Below are 17,112 nucleotides of genomic sequence, written 5' to 3'. Positions count from 1 at the left end.
AAGATGGACCTGTCTCTTGTTTATATATGAAAAAAAGTAAGGTCCGGACAACAGAAAAAGAGCAGCTGCACCGTTTGCGGTGCGGCTGCTCTTTTGGCATTACTGTGCTTTGTTGTTACTGTCTTCCTGCTGTCTTCGTGCTTCTTCCGACGGCTGTCGCGATGTTTCTTCACTTCGGGACTCTGCTTTTTCGTCGGTCTTTTCTTTATCGTCGGAGTCTTTCTTTTCTGTATCCGACGCTTTTTTTGCGTCGTCTGCGACGCGGGCGCTGTTATTGGAGAGGGCTGCCCGGGCGCGAATCCGTTCCATACCTGCCGGAACGGAAAATTCCCGGTCTTGTTCGTCTGATGCAGCAGATGACATGTAGTCTTTCCAGATTTCAGCCGGAATGGTGCCGCCGTAGACTTCGCCAAGGCTGTGCGAACCCGTATCGTCACCGATCCAAACGGCCGTTACGATATCCGGTGTATAGCCGACGAACCAGGCGTCTTTATTGTCGTCTGTCGTACCGGTCTTGCCGGCGGCCGGGCGTCCGAGCGATGCGGCGGTACCGGTGCCGTATTCGATGACGCCTTCTAACATGACGGTCATTTCATAGGCTTCTTTTTCGGACATGACGCGAGTCTTGTTTTCCTCTTTTTCGAGGGTTGATTCATCTTCAAGGACGTTGCCGTTGCGGTCGAGAATTTTGATGATGGCCGTCGGTTTGACGTGAACGCCCTTATTGGCAAAGGTGCCGTAAGCACTGGCCATTTCAAGGGGCGTGACGCCTCGGGTCAGACCGCCGAGAGCCATGGCCAGGTTGTCATCCTTATTGTCGAGGGTGGTGATGCCCATTTTTTTGGCGTTGGCAATGATGTTGCTGGGGCCGACGCGATCGGCGAGCTGGACGGCAATCGTATTGACCGAGTTTGCTAAGGCGACGCTTAACGGCATGGAGCCGCGGTAGGAGCCGCTGGTATTTCTCGGACTCCAACTGCCGTAGGTAACGGGTTTATCTTCCATCGTCGTATCGGGCGTCATATCATGCTGCAGGGCTGTGAGATAGACGAAGGGCTTAAAGGCGGAACCCGGCTGGCGGACGGCTTGGCTGGCGCGGTTGAAGCTGTCTTGACCGCGGCCGCCGACCATAGCCAGGATGTAGCCGGTCTTGGGATCGATGGAGACAATGGCGCCTTGCGGCTGAGTCAGACCATTTTCATCGGTATAGTTGTCCGGCAGGTTGTGAAGGGCCTGGACAGCGGCATGCTGCTTGTCGACGTCGAGAGTCGTGTAAATCTTCAAACCTTCTTTGTAGAGGGCGTCGTCACCGTATTTTTGAGCAACTTGCTGGGATACGTAATCGATGAAGGATGCATTTTCATCGCTTTCTTGAGCCTGGTGGTTCTTCGAAAGGTCGAGATCCTGGTTCTTGGCCTGTTCGGCTTCCGAGGCGGAGATGTAGCCATACTTGACCATCTGGTCGAGGACGACGTTGGTCCGTTGTTTAGCTTCATTCAGGTTATTGAAAGGAGAGTAGTAGTTCGGGCTCTTGGGAAGGCCGGCCAAGAGGGCACACTGGGTCAGGGTCAATTCACTGACGTCTTTATTAAAGTATGTCTTGGCAGCCGTCTGGATTCCGTAGGCGCCTTGGCCGAAGTAAATCTGGTTCATGTACATTTCGAGGATTTCTTTTTTACTGTACTTCTGTTCGATTTCTAAGGCCAGCATGGCTTCCTGAATCTTTCGCTTCATCGTCTGTTCCTGAGACAGGAAGGCATTTTTTGCGAGCTGCTGCGTAATCGTACTGCCGCCCTGGGCGATACCGCGGTTGGTCAGGTTGGTGAACAAGGCGCGGACGATGCCGATGGGATCGATGCCGATGTGCTGATAAAAACGGTTGTCTTCGGCTGCGATAAAGGCATTCTGCAGATTTTGCGGAACCTTGTTGATATCGATAGGAAGCCGGTTCTGATCGGAATGAAGGGTTGTGATCAGCCGCCCGTGGGCATCGAAGACCTGGGACGATACGGCAGGCCGCATGCTATTGCTTACCGTCGGCAAGCTTTGATAAGCAGCAAAAATATAGCCAAACCCTAAGCCGGCAAAAACGACAAGGCATAAGGCGATAAAAAGGCGGATGCGGCGGAATGGACCGGCCTCTTTGGCTTTTTTTGCTCTGCGTCTGGGTGTATACATTTTTTCCTCCTACATGACGTTTGTACTCATTATAAGGTTATTATATATAAATTGAAATATTACTAGCTTCTTATTATACCACAATCGGCTTTATTATCCTATATATATGGAAGAGGTTGAGAAACTTTAAAGTGACCCCTGTTTTTAAAACGTTTTACGCTACACTGAATATGAAATATTTTTATATATAGTATACTCTTGTAAAGAGAGTATCATGTCTTTTTGAAAAAACTATTGACATTGTGATATTATTAGCGTACTATAAACGTATGAAAAAGACAATTTAGCATATACGGTTTAACGAACCGGCAGGAGGTAAAGAAGATGGCAATGGATAGAGAAAAGGCGTATGTATTATGGTTTGATGAATTGCGTAGAGCTGACGTAGCTCTCGTAGGCGGCAAATCGTCGTCTCTCGGTGAATTGACGTCCCAGACGGACGTTCCCGTTCCTTATGGTTTTGCAACGACGGCTGCCGGATACCGTCATTTTATGCATGAAACGGGCATGGATGTGAAGATTCCGGAATTATTAAAAGGGTTGACCGACGTGGAAGATGCCGTTCAGCTTCGCGATGTGACGGCAAAAATCCGTCAGGCTATCTGTGATGCTCAGATGCCGGCCGACTTAGCGGAAGAAATTCGCAAGAGCTATGAAGAATTAGGTAAGAAAGTCGGCGAAGCGCAGCCTTTTGTTGCCGTCCGCTCCAGTGCTACGGCCGAAGACTTGCCCGATGCCAGCTTTGCCGGTCAGCAGGACACGTACCTCAATGTCCAGGGGGCCGATATGGTCATCCAGAAAGTAAAGGAATGCTATGCTTCGACTTTTACCGACCGTGCTACATACTATCGGACGAAACAGGGTTTTGACCATCTGTCCGTTGCTTTGAGTGCGGCTGTCCAGATGATGGTGTTCTCCAAATCGGCCGGTGTCATGTTCACCGTAGATTTGGTTACCGGTGACGATACGACGATTACCATTGAAGGGGCCTGGGGCCTTGGCGAATACGTCGTTCAAGGGACGGTTACGCCGGATAACTTCAAGATTCGCAAGGATGATCTGTCTATCGTGTCGCGAATGGTCAATACGAAACCTGTTGAATTAGTCCGTAAGCCCGGCGGCGACTGTGAAGAACGCCTCGTTCCGCCGGAACTGCAGAAACAGCAGGTCATTACGGATGAACAGATTCGAGAACTGGCTCAATATGCTAAGAAGATTGAAAAACACTACGGCTGCTACATGGATATGGAATGGGGCGTCGATGAACGGACCAATAAGGTATGGCTCCTTCAGGCTCGTCCGGAAACGGTTTGGTCGAAGAAGAATAAAGAAAAGGCCGAAACGGCTGCGGCACCTGCTGCAGTGACGACAGACCGCAAGGTTATCGTAAAAGGCCTTCCGGCAAGTCCGGGCAGTGCTGCCGGCAAAGCTCACGTCATCCTCGATCCGTCGAAGATTGCGGAATTCAAAGACGGCGAAATCCTGGTTACGACCATGACCGCCCCCGACTGGGTTCCGGCTATGAAGAAAGCCAAAGCTATCGTCACTGATGCCGGCGGCATGACCTGCCATGCTTCCATCGTCAGCCGCGAATTGGGCATTCCTTGTATCGTTGGGACCAAGAGCCGCAGCGTCGAAGCGACAACGGCCATTCCCGACGGAGCTGAAATCACTGTCGACGCTACCAATGGCATTGTCTATGAAGGCGTCGTCGCCGACTTGATCAAACCGCAAGGTTCAGAAGCTGCCGGTGGTGCTGGCGGCACGACTGTCGTCGCTGCCGAATCGGTACCGGTTACGGGCACTAAGATTTATATGAATCTCGGCAATCCTGACCTGGCTGAAAAATACGGCGCTCTTCCTTGTGACGGCATCGGCCTCATGCGTGAAGAATTTATTTGGACGACCTTCATTCATGAACATCCCTTATATCTCATCGAAACGGGCCGTCCGGACCACGTTGTCGACCAATTGTCCGAAGGGATCCGCAAAGTCTGCCAGGCCTTGGCTCCGCGTCCGGTAACCCTGCGCCTGAGTGACTTTAAATCGAGTGAATACCGCAACCTTAAAGGCGGCGATAAATATGAACCGGAAGAAAGCAGCGCTCTCCTCGGATGGCGCGGTGCATCCCGCTACTACGATCCTAAATACGTAGAAGCCTTTAAACTTGAACTGCAGGCCGTTCGTAAAGTCCGTGAAGAATATGGCTTCAAGAACCTCAACGTCATGATTCCCTTCTGCCGCCGTGTCGATGAAATGCAGAAAGTTGTCGACCTCATGGCACAGGAAGGCCTCCATCGCGGTCCGGACTTTAAAGTATGGCTCATGGCTGAAATTCCGTCGAACATCATCTTAGCTGACCAGTTCAATCAGTTCGTCGACGGCTATTCCATCGGTTCCAATGACTTAACGATGCTGGTCATGGGTTGTGACCGCGACAATGATACCGTAGCGCCTCTCTTTGATGAACGGAATTTGGCCGTCAAACGGGCTATCCGCCATCTCATCGAAGTGGCCCATAAGGACGGTAAGACCGTTTCTATCTGCGGTCAGGCACCGAGCGTTTATCCTGATTTTGCAGAATTCTTGGTCAAGAGCGGCATTGACTCCATTTCCGTCAATCCCGATGCCGTCATCTCGACGCGGAAGCATATTGCCCAGGTCGAACAGCGAATCCTCCTCGATTCCTTGACCGGAAAAGGCCGTGCTGATACAGAAGATTATACGTGGTAATCGTCCCGTGACGAAGTGAGCCGAAGAAAGGCGGTCCAACGAAATGATTGGACCGCCTTTTTCGGGTAGGACTATTCGATATGATGTGACTATAAATAATGTATACTTTATATCGCGGATTATCCCTATATATGATATGATAGTAAGCGAATGAGAGTGCTATTGGTACATAGGAGGTGAAAAGACGCTATGTTATCGGAACGTCAGGAAAAAATTTTACAGATTGTAAAGGAAAACAGTCCGATTACAGGCCAGCATATTGCCAATCGCCTTCATGTGACACGGGCGGCCCTGCGCTCAGACCTGGCCATTTTGACGATGCTGGGACTGATTGATGCGCGTCCGAAGTTAGGCTACTTTTTTACAGGCAATAAGGAAAAAGACCTGCTTTCGCGGGCCATTACGGATATTACCATCGATTCTTGCCTGTCTCAGCCGGTCATCGTCGGCGAGCATACGAGCGCTTATGACGCTATTATCGCCATGTTTACAGAAGATGTGGGGACGGTGTTCGTCGGGACCGACAATATCCTGGCCGGCGTCGTATCGCGAAAGGATTTGTTGAAGACGGCTATGGGCAGCAATGATTTGAGGACGCTGCCGGTGAGGATGGTCATGACGCCGGTGAGTAAGGTGATCTATGTACAGCCTGATGAAAAGGCTATCGTCGCCGCCCAGCGTTTAAATGAATATGAAATCGACTGTCTGCCTGTCGTCAACGTTATCACCAGTGATGAAGATGATAAAAAAGAACTGCAGGTCATCGGAAGAATTTCAAAGACCAATATTAACCGCCTGTTTGTAGAATGTGGGTTAGGGAGGAGATAATCTTGGAAAAGCCGATTATTTATGCTTGCTCCGACTCCCTGGGTGAGACGGCAGAACGCGTCGCCCGGGCAGCGGCAAGTCAATACGACAAACAAGAATTTAATATTATCCGTGTACCGTATATACGCTCGGACCAGCAGATCGAAGAATTGGTCCGCAAGGCAGAAGCCGATAAGGCCATGATTTGCTATACCATCATTTCTCCGGCTTTGCGGCGCAAATTGAAGGACTTGACGGCCGATACGGATGTTACCGTCGTCGACATCATCGGGCCTATGCTGTCCGGTGTCGGCACCTTGACCGATACAGAACCGACGTTGAAGGCCGGGATGATTCATCAGCTCGACGAAGAATACTTTAAGCGTGTCGAAGCTATTGAATTTGCCGTAAAATACGATGACGGCAAGAATCCCATGGGCTTTTTGAAGGCCGATATCGTCATTGTCGGGGTATCGCGGACCTCGAAGACGCCCTTGTCCATGTATTTGGCACACAAACGGGTCAAGGCAGCTAACCTTCCTCTCGTACCGGAAGTCAACTTGCCGCCTGAATTGTTCCAGATCCCGGCCCGTAAAATCGTCGGCCTGATTATCGATCCCTTTAAACTGAACTTCATTCGTTCGGAACGGCTGCGCAGTATGGGGCTCGATGCCAATGCCAGCTATGCCAATATCGAGCGGATCAACGAAGAATTAGAATATGCCAGAGGTGTTATGCGGCGCCTCCATTGCCCGATCATCGACGTGTCGTCGAAAGCTATCGAAGAAACGGCTAATTTAGTCATGGAAATCGTTAAACGAAATAAGGAACTATACCCTGATGAGGGATAAGCCCTTCCGGGGAAAATAAAAAAGGATTCGGTCTGAGGACCAATCCTTTTTGTTTTTACTCGTCTCGAGGGCTCGATTCCTTGTGAAGAAGGGCGGCGTTTTCGGTATCTTTTTGGCATTAAAAAAGCGCTGCCTTCGTAGGCAACGCTTTTTCGATAGTCATTAAACATCACGCTGGACTTTGCCGGAACGAAGGCAACGAGTGCAGACGTTAACTCGTTTAATTTCGCCGTCGACGATAGCGCGGACTCGCTGGATATTCGGTTTCCAGGTTTTTTTCGTTTTTACATGGGAATGGCTGACATTCATGCCGCTCATTGTTCCTTTACCACATACTTCGCAAAAGTTTGCCATTAGTTACACCTCCCTGCACCATCACAGTACAACGTATAAATCTTATCATAAATCATAGGGCAACGCAAGTTTTATTTATAAAAAGCCTACAAAATATGATACAATAAATGAAAGTTCTTGACAAGGAGTTTTTTTATGGAATTTTCTATTCGTGATATTAAAGGCATCGGACCGCGTAAGGAAGCGCTTTTTGCCCGGCTGCATCTTACGACGGTGACCGATCTCCTGCAGTATTTTCCCCGCGATTATGAAGATCGCAGCCACGTTTGGCCAATCGGCCAGGCGCCGTGCGGTACCGGGGAAGCCGTCTTGTTATGCGGTACCGTGGCTTCGGTTCAGGAGGCACGGCCGAGACGGGGACTGTCGCTGTTGAAAGTTGCCCTCAGCGATGGAACCGGAGCTGTCGAGTTGGTTTGGTTCAACCAGGCCTTCAAGAAACGGCTGTTTAAGGTCGGCATGACTCTGACCGCCTTTGGGAAATTAGAATGGGCCTACGGCCGGAGACAGATGAATTCGCCCGATACGGAAGAAGGAAGGGTGGAAGGCTCCGGGTTTGTCCCCGTCTATGGCCTGACGGACGGTTTGCGGCAGCAGGATGTGAGAAAAGCCGTCCGCGGGGCACTCGATATAGCGGCGGTTCATTTGGACATCCTACCCGGTTGGGAGGCAGGGCGCCATTCGGATTTTTCACAGATGCCGTCCCTGGCAGCCTATGAAACGATCCATTTTCCGTCCTCTATGGAGGCAAAAGAAGGGGCTCGCCGCCAACTGGCCTTTGAAGAACTCTTCGATATGCAGCTCGGCCTCTTATTACGTCGTCACCGTGAAGGGAAGCGGCAGGGCATCAAATGCGGCCCCAACGGCCGTCTGCTCCGCGCTTTCTATGAGCACCTGCCTTTTACGCTGACCAAAGGACAGACGAGGGCCTTTTTAGATATCCAAAATGATATGGAAAGTGAAGTGGCCATGCAGCGCCTTGTCCAAGGGGATGTCGGCTCGGGGAAAACCGTCGTCGCAGCCCTGGCCCTGGCCAAAATCGTCGAAAACGGCTACCAAGGGGCGCTCATGGCGCCGACGGGGATTTTGGCGGCTCAGCATTATGAAGAATTTCTCCGGCTCTTTGACGGCCTCGATGTCAGCATCGCCCTTTTAACCGGCCGGACGACGGCTAAAGAGCGGCAGCAGCTCTTAGAAGACCTCCAAGAAGGTACGATTGATATCCTCATCGGAACTCATGCCTTGATCCAGGAAGATGTCGTCTTTCGCAGCCTGGGATTGGTCGTCACTGATGAACAGCATCGCTTCGGCGTTCGTCAACGGTCGGCCCTGGCCCGGAAAGGGCAGGAGCCCCATGCTTTATTCATGACGGCAACGCCCATTCCCCGGACCCTCACGTTGTCGCTGTACGGCGATCTCGACGTGTCGTCCATCCGCGAACTGCCGCCGGGACGAAAGACGGTTAAGACCTACGCTGTCGGTGAAGCCCTGCGCCGGCGGGTCTATACCTTCATGGACAAGCTCATGGAATCCGGCCAGCAGTGCTACGTCGTCTGTCCCTTGGTAGAGGCCTCGGAGTCCGTCGACCTTCAGGCCGCGACCGACCTTTACGAAGAGCTGCGTCATAAATTCTTTAAGAACCGCACGTGCGGCCTCGTTCATGGCCGCATGGCCGGAAAAGAAAAGGAGGCCGTCATGGAGGCCTTTCAAAAGGGAGATATCGACCTCTTGGTAGCGACGAGCGTCATCGAAGTCGGCGTCAACGTTCCCAATGCGACCGTCATGTTCATCGACGGCGCTGAGCGCTTCGGCCTGGCCCAGCTCCATCAGCTTCGCGGCCGTGTCGGACGCGGCGATTTGCAGGCTTACTGCATTCTCATGGCCAAGGGCGGCAGTGACGAGACGAAACAGCGGCTCAAATGGATGGAAACGATTCACGACGGCTTTACCCTGGCGGAAAAGGATTTACTTCTTCGCGGCTCGGGACAGCTTTTTGGCTATCTCCAGCACGGTCTGCCCGACTTAAAGGCTGCCGACATCATAAACGATATAATTATCTTGGAAGCGGCCCGCGATGAAGCACGGCGGTGGTGGCAGATCTCGGGAAATCCGGAGGTCGCAGAAGAAGCGCTGAAGCGGCGTTTTGGCAAGTCCTTTGCCGGACTTTTGAACAACTGACGAGAAAATTGCTCTAAAATTATGTACAGAACAGGTGATTTCAGTTATAATAAGGGATAAGCTATTTAAGGGGATTTACCCCTTTTATTTCTTATATTTTTCAAAACAGAGGTGCAAATATGAGATCTGATAAATTTGGTATGAGAGGTTTGACATTTGATGACGTTCTCTTGGTTCCGGCTAAGTCTGACGTACTTCCGAAAGAAGTGGACGTATCAACGAACCTGACCCGCGATATCAAACTGAATATTCCTATTATGAGTTCTGGTATGGATACGGTAACGGAAGCCCCTATGGCTATTGCCGTTGCCCGCGAAGGCGGCATTGGCGTTATTCATAAGAATATGTCCATTGCAGCTCAGGCCCGTGAAGTCGACAAGGTAAAACGGTCGGAACACGGCATCATCATCGATCCCATTTTCCTTCACCCGGATAATCTTTTGGCAGATGCCAATGAATTGATGGGGAAATATCGCATCTCCGGTGTACCTATTACGGTCGACGGCAAACTCGTCGGGATCATTACCAACCGTGATATGCGCTTTGAAGAAGACATGAGCCGCCGTATCGGTGACATCATGACGCAGGAAAATCTGATTACGGCTCCGGTCGGCACGTCGCTGGCAGAAGCGAAAGAAATTCTCCGCAAGCACCGCATTGAAAAATTACCCCTCGTCGATAAAGAAGGCAACCTGCAGGGGTTGATTACGATTAAGGATATTGAAAAAGCTACGAAATATCCGAATTCGGCGAAAGACGGCAACGGCCGCCTCTTGGTCGCAGCCGCTGTCGGTGTCACCCATGATATGACCGACCGCCTCGATGCTCTCGTCGCTGCCAAAGTCGACGTCGTCGTCATCGATACGGCACACGGCCATTCCTTGGGCGTACTCAATACGTTGAAAGAAATCAAAAAGCTCTATCCGCACCTTCCGGTCATTGCCGGCAACGTCGCAACCGGTGCGGCTACAGAAGCCCTCATTGAATGTGGCGTCGACGCCGTTAAAGTCGGTATCGGACCGGGCTCCATCTGCACGACCCGTATCGTCGCAGGTATCGGCGTACCGCAGATTACGGCCGTTCACGAATGTGCAAAGGTGGCACAGCGCTACGGCATTCCTATCATTGCCGACGGCGGCATCAAATACTCCGGTGATATGGCTAAGGCCATTGCAGCCGGCGGCAACGTCGTCATGATGGGCAATCTCCTTGCCGGTACAGAAGAAAGCCCGGGCGAAACGGTTATTTACCAGGGCCGAAGCTACAAAGAATACCGCGGCATGGGTTCCCTGGCTGCCATGGAATCGGGCAGTAAAGATCGTTACTTCCAGGAAGATTCGAATTCGAAGAAGCTCGTTCCTGAAGGCATTGAAGGCCGTGTACCTTATAAAGGACCTGCTGCCGATACGATTTATCAGATGGTCGGCGGTCTTCGCGCATCCATGGGCTATTGCGGCTGCCACAACATCAAGGAAATGATTGAAAATACGCAGTTCATCCAGATTACCGCAGCCGGTCTTCGTGAAAGCCATCCCCATGATGTCAATATCACGAAAGAAGCTCCGAATTACAGCGTAAACTAAGCAGGGCGGAGGGATACGTTGACTAGTATAATCGATATCTTGTCCATTCCCATCGACAACGTCACCATGAAAGAAGCACAGGCACTGGCCTTCAAATGTATCGACGAAGGCCGTGCTGCTTCCATTGCGACGGCCAATGCGGAGATGGTCATGCGGGCTCAGTCCGATTCCGAACTGGCGCAGATCCTGCAGCAGGCCGACCTGGTAGTTCCCGATGGGGCCGGTGTCTTGTGGGCTGCAGAACAACAGGGCAAGAAATTTAAAGAACGCGTTACAGGTGTCGATTTGGCGTGCAGTCTGCTGCAAGAAGCAGCTGCACGCCAAACGGCTGTCTACCTCTTTGGAGGTGCTCCCGGCATTGCTGAACAGGCTGCAGTCAATATGCAGAAGCAGCTCGGGCCGCTCAATGTCGTCGGGACTCATTCGGGGTTCTTCTCTGATGATGAAGAAAAACAAATTATCGAAGATATCGGCAGCAAAGGGACTCGAATCCTTTTAGTCGCTCTCGGCGTGCCGAAACAAGAGAAATGGATACACGAGCACTTGTATGAACTCGGACCCTGCGTCTGCATGGGTGTCGGCGGGACCTTTGACGTCTTAGCCGGCAAAGCAGCTCGAGCTCCGAAATGGATGCAGGAAAACCGCTTGGAATGGCTCTATCGTCTTCTTAAAGAGCCGACACGCTTTAAGCGCATGCTGGCCCTGCCGCGGTTTGTACTGGCTGTAAAGGGCAGCAAGCGAAGCCAATGAGTTGAGGTGATAAATTGAATAGTGATGTCTTAAACAAACCTTATATTGTAGAAGACGGCTACCCATTTATCATTGTGCCGCTTTTACTGGCCCTGGCGGCAGGCTGGTTCATCAATGCCTATGCGGCAGTCCTGCCGGCTTTGCTGGCCTTGTATTTTATGTATTTTTTCCGGAATCCCCGGCGCAGACCGCCGACGGATGACCGTTTATTAGTGTCGCCGGCTGACGGTACCGTTGTCGGTATCGAAGAGGTCGATGAAGACACCTATCTGAATCAAAGGTGTCGGAAAGTCATTATTTTCCTGTCTATTTTCGATGCCCACGTCAATCGGGCACCCCTTCCGGGAACGATTGACTTCCAGCAATATACGTGCGGTCGATTCCGTCCGGCCTATAAAGACGGTGTCGGTTATGAAAATGAACGCTATTCTATCGGTATTCATTCAACTCGTACGGACATTTTAGTCAATATTATTGCCGGTGTCCTGGCCCGGCGCATTGTCTCCTGGGTCACGTTAGGCGATGAATTACAGCACGGCCAGCTGTACGGTATGATAAAATTCGGGTCCTGTGCAGAAATCTATGTACGTGACAACGTTGAAATCACCGTCAAAAAAGGCGATAAAGTTCGCGGCGGTGAATCGGTGATAGGGAGGATTGTTTCATGAAGAAGATAATACCGTGTCTGTTCACCTCAGGCAATCTGAGTTTTGGCGTCCTGAGTATGATGATGACACTCCATGGGGAATACGTTTGGGCCGGGATCTGCATCCTCTTGGCTGTCGTCTGTGATGCCTGTGACGGCCGTTCGGCCCGAGCTCTCGGCGTGGCCGGTGAATTCGGCAAGGAACTGGATTCCCTGTCTGACGTCGTATCTTTTGGGGCTGCCTCGGCGTTCTTGATTTATACCTATTCGTTACAGTTCCTGGGCTGGGTCGGCGCGATTCCTGCTATTATTTACGCTGCTTTGGGCGGCATTCGCCTGGCGCGTTTTAATCTCAATACCGGCGTCGTCCACGGCTATTTTCAAGGCATGCCCATTCCGAACGGCGGCTGCCTCATTGCTACCTTCGTCATTTCCGGGGCCGTGCTTCCGGCTTGGCTGGTCGCGATTTTAGTCGTCCTCTTGGGGTATAATCTGGTCAGCCAGGTTCATCACCCCGACTTTAAAGGTGCCAGTCCCGATGTGCTCCATAAGTCGGCGCTGGCTATTGCTGTGATTATCGGTGCCTTGGTTCTGTACGTCGATTGGCACTTGGTTATTACCCTGCCATTCTTACTGTACATTATCTTCGGGTTAGTCAATACGGCCATGAACGTCGCAGCAGCTCGCTAAGTATTTAGGGAGAGTCGCATATGGAACATATTTTGGATATCGTTATGATACCCATACAAGTCATCATCGTTTTTTATTCACTATATTACTTTACGTTGGCCTGCTTCGGCTTGATGAAGCGGCGCGAGCACAGTACGGCAGCCCCCAAGCATACGTTCGCTGCCGTCATTTGTGCGCATAACGAAGAGCGCGTCATTTGGCAGCTCATCGACAATTTAAAACAGCTTAATTATCCGAAGGATATGTACGACATCTACGTCGTTGCCGACAACTGTACGGATAATACGGCCGATATTTGCCGGGATCACGGCGCTATCGTCAAAGTTCGGACCAATAAGGAAGAAGTCGGGAAGGGATACGCCTTGGACTGGATGTTTTCTCAAATGCTGGCCCAAGAAAAACAGTACGATGCCTTCGTCGTCTTTGATGCCGACAACTTAGTCCATCCGGAATTTTTGCGGGAAATGAACCATCACCTCTTGAAAGGGGAGAAGGTCATCCAAGGCTACATGGATTCGAAGAATCCGACCGATTCCTGGATTGCCGGAACTTTTTCCATCGCTTTTTGGCTGATTAACCACATGTGGCACCTGGCCAAGTACAATATTGGGTTGTCGACGGCATTAGGCGGTACGGGTATGTGCATTGCCACGGAAATCGTCCGCAAGTATGGCTGGGGCTGCGAATGCTTGACGGAAGACATGGAATTCTCCATGAAGGTCCTCCTCGAGGGCGTGCGCACCTGTTGGGCTCATGACGCGATCATTTATGACGAAAAGGTCGTTGGCTTCATGCAGTCCTGCCGTCAGCGAAAGCGCTGGGCTCAAGGGCAGTGTGACTGCGGCGAGCGCTTTATTCCTAAGTTGTTTGCTCGGGGCATCAAGACCGGGAATATTCGCATGCTTGACGGCATCCTTACCTTGTCGCAGCCTTTCTTTATGATGGGCTCGACGGTGTACGCCCTGTTGGCCTGGCTTAATTCTTACTGGCCCTTTTATACCAATATTTTAAATACGATTGTACCTGTTCAAATCTGGTCGATTATTGGCGTCGGGCAGTATCTTATTCCTATTATCGTCTTACTGCAAATCAAGGTTCCTCGTAAATCTTGGCTGTATCTCATCATCTATCCGATTTTTATGTACAGCTGGATTCCCGTCAACTTCCTCGGGTTCAAGGATCGGCATAAGATGAAATGGAGTCACACCCTGCATACACGAGCACTGTCGTATGAAAGCGCAGCCTTGCTGCGGAAGGAAAATAAAAAGTAGGAGGCTTTATTATGCACATTTTGTTGACCAATGATGACGGTTTGAAGGCGTTGGGCCTGCAGACGTTAAAACGAGAACTTTCGGCCCATGACTGCCGGCTGACTGTCGTTGCGCCGAATGGCCAGCGCAGTGCTGCGTCCCATTCGATGACGATTAATAAGGCCCTTTACTGTCAGGAACTCCCCCGTGAAGAAGATGATATCCGGGAAATTGCCGTTTCCGGTACGCCCGTGGACTGTGTCAAGATGGCTATGGAATATTTTCTCAAAGATGACCGGCCGGACCTCATCATTTCCGGCATCAACGACGGTTATAATCTGGGCAGCGATGTCCTTTATTCGGGGACGGTGTCAGCGGCCATGGAAGGGCCGTATTATGGGATTCCGGCCTTTGCCGTATCTATGATCGGAATGACTGAAGAACGCTGTGTGGAAACGGCTCGTTTGATGTGGCAGTTGATTCAGAAAATTACACTCCAAGGTCGTTTTCCGGGGATTGTCAACGTTAACGTACCTCCGAAAGGCGATATCAGCTTAAAAAATGTCTGCATTACGTCCCAGACCGTCCAGATTTACCATAACGTCATCGCTGAAAAACGCGATCTCGACGGCAGTGTCTGCTATCGTATCGTCGGCGACATCGACATGACGACGGCTCCCCCCGACAGTGATGTGGCCTGCGTTCGAGACGGGCACATTGCCTTGACGCCGCTCAAGTGGCAGCAGACGGCAGAACGGGCTTTGGACCACCTGAAGGGAGCCCTCTATTTATGAGTGATGCCGACCTTATCGAACTGGCCCGGGACTATCGCCGTCATTCGTACAGCCCCTATTCCCACTTTCCCGTTGGTGCTGCCGTCCTGATGGAGTCAGGCCGGGTTTTTGGCGGCTGCAACATCGAAAATGCCAGCTATCCCCTGAGTAACTGTGCCGAACGGACGGCCATTTTTAAGGCTCTTTCCGAAGGGGAGAGGGCGTTTAAAGCACTGGCTGTCGTAGCCGATACGGACGGCCCTTGCGCTCCCTGCGGCGCCTGCCGTCAAGTCATGGCCGAGTTCCGCATTCCGCGGATTATCATGGCTAATATGAAGGGCGACACAGCGGTCGTTTCTTGGGAAGAACTCCTTCCTTATGCTTTCTCTGGGGAGTCCTTGTCCCGATAGTATCGTCAATACGGACAAATTTCCACAAAGGGCTTGCATTTTTTGAACAGCCGCGTTATAATAACAGCACATCATACATATTGCGTGAACGAAACACACGGGAGAAGGCACAGCCTACCGACGGAGTCAAACTCTCAGGTGCCCCTAAGGGGGTGGGACCGTGTGTGGACACGACTCTGGAGAGTCCCATTTGGGCGCCGAAGGTGCAAGGATATTGTTTCTAATCTCTCAGGCAAAAGGACAGAGCTAGCGGAAGAAAGCCTTTATTTTTCTGCGACCTTTTAGGACCTATCTCTTCAGAGTGATGATGATAGGTCTTTTTTTATGTTATTATACTAAAATACACTAAAAGGGGAGTATGCAAGATGTTGGAAACATTGAATGCCATTGACAGTTTTATTTGGGGACCGCCTTTATTGATCCTGCTCATCGGGACAGGTATCTTATTGACGGCTCGCCTTCGCCTGCTGCAGATTTCAAAATTGCCGAGAGCCTTGAAGCTCATCTTCACGGCTAAGAACCAGGGCGATGGGGACGTAGACAGCTTCAAAGCTTTGTGCACCGCTTTGGCAGCAACCGTCGGTACGGGCAATATCGTCGGTGTCGCAACGGCTGTTCATGCCGGTGGTCCCGGAGCCATTTTCTGGATGTGGATGGCTGCCTTCGTCGGTATGGCTACGAAATACGCCGAAGGTTGTTTAGCCGTTAAGTATCGGACGGTCGACAAGAACGGCGAAATCGCCGGCGGCCCGATGTACTACATCGAAAATGGGTTGGGTAAAAAATATAAACCCTTGGCTTTCTTGTTTGCCTTCTTCGGCGTCTTGGTCGCCTTCTTCGGTATCGGGACCTTTGCTCAGGTCAACTCTATCGTTGAAATTACGCGGCTGACGACAAGCATTCCTGTCGAATATACGGCAGTCGTCCTGACCGTATTGGTTGCAGCCATTACGATTGGCGGTCTGCAGTCCATCGCCCGCGTAGCGTCTAAAGTCGTTCCGGCTATGGCCATTATCTACATTATTTCGACGGTTGCTTTCTTGGTCATCTTTGCCGACAAGGTTCCGGCAGCTATTGAACAGATCCTCGTCAGCGCCTTCACTCCGACGGCTGCCGCCGGTGGTTTCCTCGGAGCTACGGTATTGGTTGCCATGCGAAATGGGGTAGCCCGCGGCGTCTTCTCCAACGAATCAGGTCTCGGCAGTGCACCGATCGTTGCCGCTGCTGCTAAAACTAAATGGCCGGCTGAACAGGGCCTCATCTCCATGACCGGTACCTTCATCGATACGATCATCATCTGCACCTTGACGGGCCTCGTCTTAGTCGTCAGCGGTGCCTGGATGGGCGACGTCAACGGGGCAGCGCTTACCAATGCCGCCTTTACGATGGCCTTCCCGACGTACGGCAGCATCATCCTCTGCATCGGACTTACCCTCTTTGCTTTCACGACCATCCTCGGCTGGAACTACTATGGTGAACGCTGCGTTGAATACCTGGTCGGCGTTAAAGGCATTATGCCTTACCGCATTATCTTTATCGCCCTCGTCGCCTGCGGCGCCTTCATTAAACTCGACGTCATCTGGATTTTGGCCGATATCGTAAACGGTCTGATGGCTATCCCGAACCTCATTGCCCTCATCGGCTTGAGCGGTGTCGTCGTAGCAGAAACGAAAAAATACTTCGATTACTTGAAAGAAGAAAAGAAAGATGTGTCCGATGATTTGGAAGAAGAAGCAACACCGGGTCACTAAATCTTTCGTAAAAAAATACTTGACGATTCTCTCCATTATGGTATAATTAATCTTGTGCCAAGCACTGAGTAAAATTTCTGCAAGGCACAAGAGATATGCCGGGGTGGCGGAATGGCAGACGCACCTGACTCAAAATCAGGCGGGTAACACCGTGAGGGTTC

General features: G+C 51.2%; 14 protein-coding genes and 1 riboswitch. Of the genes, 12 read left to right on the top strand and 2 right to left on the bottom strand.

Translation table 11 applies throughout. The features are described from left to right. Nucleotides 1-99 precede the first annotated feature (99 nt). Nucleotides 100-2,178 carry a transglycosylase domain-containing protein gene (locus TX77_RS02270; protein ID WP_044503209.1) on the bottom strand — a complete coding sequence of 693 codons (2,079 nt, stop codon included), beginning with the start codon at nt 2,176-2,178 and terminating at the stop codon, nt 100-102. Between the two features lie 330 nt (nt 2,179-2,508). Here TX77_RS02270 and ppsA point away from each other — a divergent pair, with 330 nt between their 5' ends. The 3 genes from ppsA to TX77_RS02255 all read left to right on the top strand — a co-directional run bounded on the left by ppsA (nt 2,509) and on the right by TX77_RS02255 (nt 6,569). Next, complete coding sequence (ppsA, locus tag TX77_RS02265) at nt 2,509-4,911, top strand: phosphoenolpyruvate synthase (protein ID WP_044503308.1); 2,403 nt, start codon at nt 2,509-2,511, stop codon at nt 4,909-4,911. Nucleotides 4,912-5,100: 189 nt separating this feature from the next. Next, entirely contained in the window at nt 5,101-5,739 is a 639-nt protein-coding gene (gene ccpN / locus TX77_RS02260; RefSeq protein WP_044503208.1) for a transcriptional regulator CcpN, read from the top strand. A gap of 2 nt (nt 5,740-5,741) precedes the next feature. Continuing rightward, the gene (locus TX77_RS02255) at nt 5,742-6,569 is read left to right on the top strand and encodes a pyruvate, water dikinase regulatory protein (RefSeq protein ID WP_044503207.1); all 828 of its coding nucleotides are present in this window, start codon (nt 5,742-5,744) and stop codon (nt 6,567-6,569) included. 162 nt (nt 6,570-6,731) lie between these two features. Here TX77_RS02255 and rpmB read toward each other — a convergent pair whose 3' ends face one another. Then, entirely contained in the window at nt 6,732-6,923 is a 192-nt protein-coding gene (gene rpmB / locus TX77_RS02250; protein WP_044503206.1) for a 50S ribosomal protein L28, read from the bottom strand. 135 nt (nt 6,924-7,058) lie between these two features. On the opposite strand from rpmB, the gene recG reads away from it, so the two are divergent. The 9 genes from recG (at nt 7,059) to TX77_RS02205 (ending at nt 16,951) form a co-directional block, all read left to right on the top strand. Beyond that, nucleotides 7,059-9,098, top strand: coding sequence for an ATP-dependent DNA helicase RecG (gene recG / locus TX77_RS02245; RefSeq protein WP_044503205.1), 2,040 nt, complete (start codon nt 7,059-7,061; stop codon nt 9,096-9,098). Between the two features lie 119 nt (nt 9,099-9,217). Further along, on the top strand, nt 9,218-10,681 hold the full coding sequence (gene guaB / locus TX77_RS02240; RefSeq protein ID WP_044503204.1) for an IMP dehydrogenase: 1,464 nt from the start codon (nt 9,218-9,220) through the stop codon (nt 10,679-10,681). Between the two features lie 18 nt (nt 10,682-10,699). After that, nucleotides 10,700-11,431 (top strand): WecB/TagA/CpsF family glycosyltransferase, encoded by a 732-nt coding sequence (locus TX77_RS02235; protein ID WP_176698831.1) that lies wholly within the window; start codon nt 10,700-10,702, stop codon nt 11,429-11,431. A 14-nt stretch (nt 11,432-11,445) separates the two neighbouring features. Continuing rightward, nucleotides 11,446-12,099, top strand: coding sequence for a phosphatidylserine decarboxylase (locus TX77_RS02230; RefSeq protein WP_044503203.1), 654 nt, complete (start codon nt 11,446-11,448; stop codon nt 12,097-12,099). Next, the gene (locus TX77_RS02225; RefSeq protein ID WP_044503202.1) at nt 12,096-12,767 is read left to right on the top strand and encodes a CDP-alcohol phosphatidyltransferase family protein; all 672 of its coding nucleotides are present in this window, start codon (nt 12,096-12,098) and stop codon (nt 12,765-12,767) included. Before TX77_RS02230 ends, TX77_RS02225 begins: the two co-directional genes overlap by 4 nt. 20 nt (nt 12,768-12,787) lie before the next feature. After that, a complete protein-coding gene (locus tag TX77_RS02220) occupies nt 12,788-14,038 on the top strand; it encodes a glycosyltransferase family 2 protein (protein ID WP_044503201.1) in 1,251 nt (416 codons plus the stop codon). An 11-nt stretch (nt 14,039-14,049) separates the two neighbouring features. Further along, nucleotides 14,050-14,811 (top strand): 5'/3'-nucleotidase SurE, encoded by a 762-nt coding sequence (gene surE / locus TX77_RS02215; protein ID WP_044503200.1) that lies wholly within the window; start codon nt 14,050-14,052, stop codon nt 14,809-14,811. Next, a complete protein-coding gene (locus TX77_RS02210) occupies nt 14,808-15,200 on the top strand; it encodes a cytidine deaminase (protein WP_044503199.1) in 393 nt (130 codons plus the stop codon). Before surE ends, TX77_RS02210 begins: the two co-directional genes overlap by 4 nt. A 166-nt stretch (nt 15,201-15,366) precedes the next feature. Beyond that, nucleotides 15,367-15,454, top strand: a riboswitch (glycine riboswitch). A gap of 111 nt (nt 15,455-15,565) precedes the next feature. After that, a complete protein-coding gene (locus TX77_RS02205) occupies nt 15,566-16,951 on the top strand; it encodes an alanine/glycine:cation symporter family protein (protein ID WP_044503198.1) in 1,386 nt (461 codons plus the stop codon). Nucleotides 16,952-17,112 lie beyond the last annotated feature (161 nt).

It is taken from the genome of Megasphaera massiliensis (genome assembly GCF_000455225.1).
Classification (GTDB): domain Bacteria; phylum Bacillota; class Negativicutes; order Veillonellales; family Megasphaeraceae; genus Megasphaera; species Megasphaera massiliensis.
This window is presented reverse-complemented; position numbering and strand designations above follow the sequence as displayed.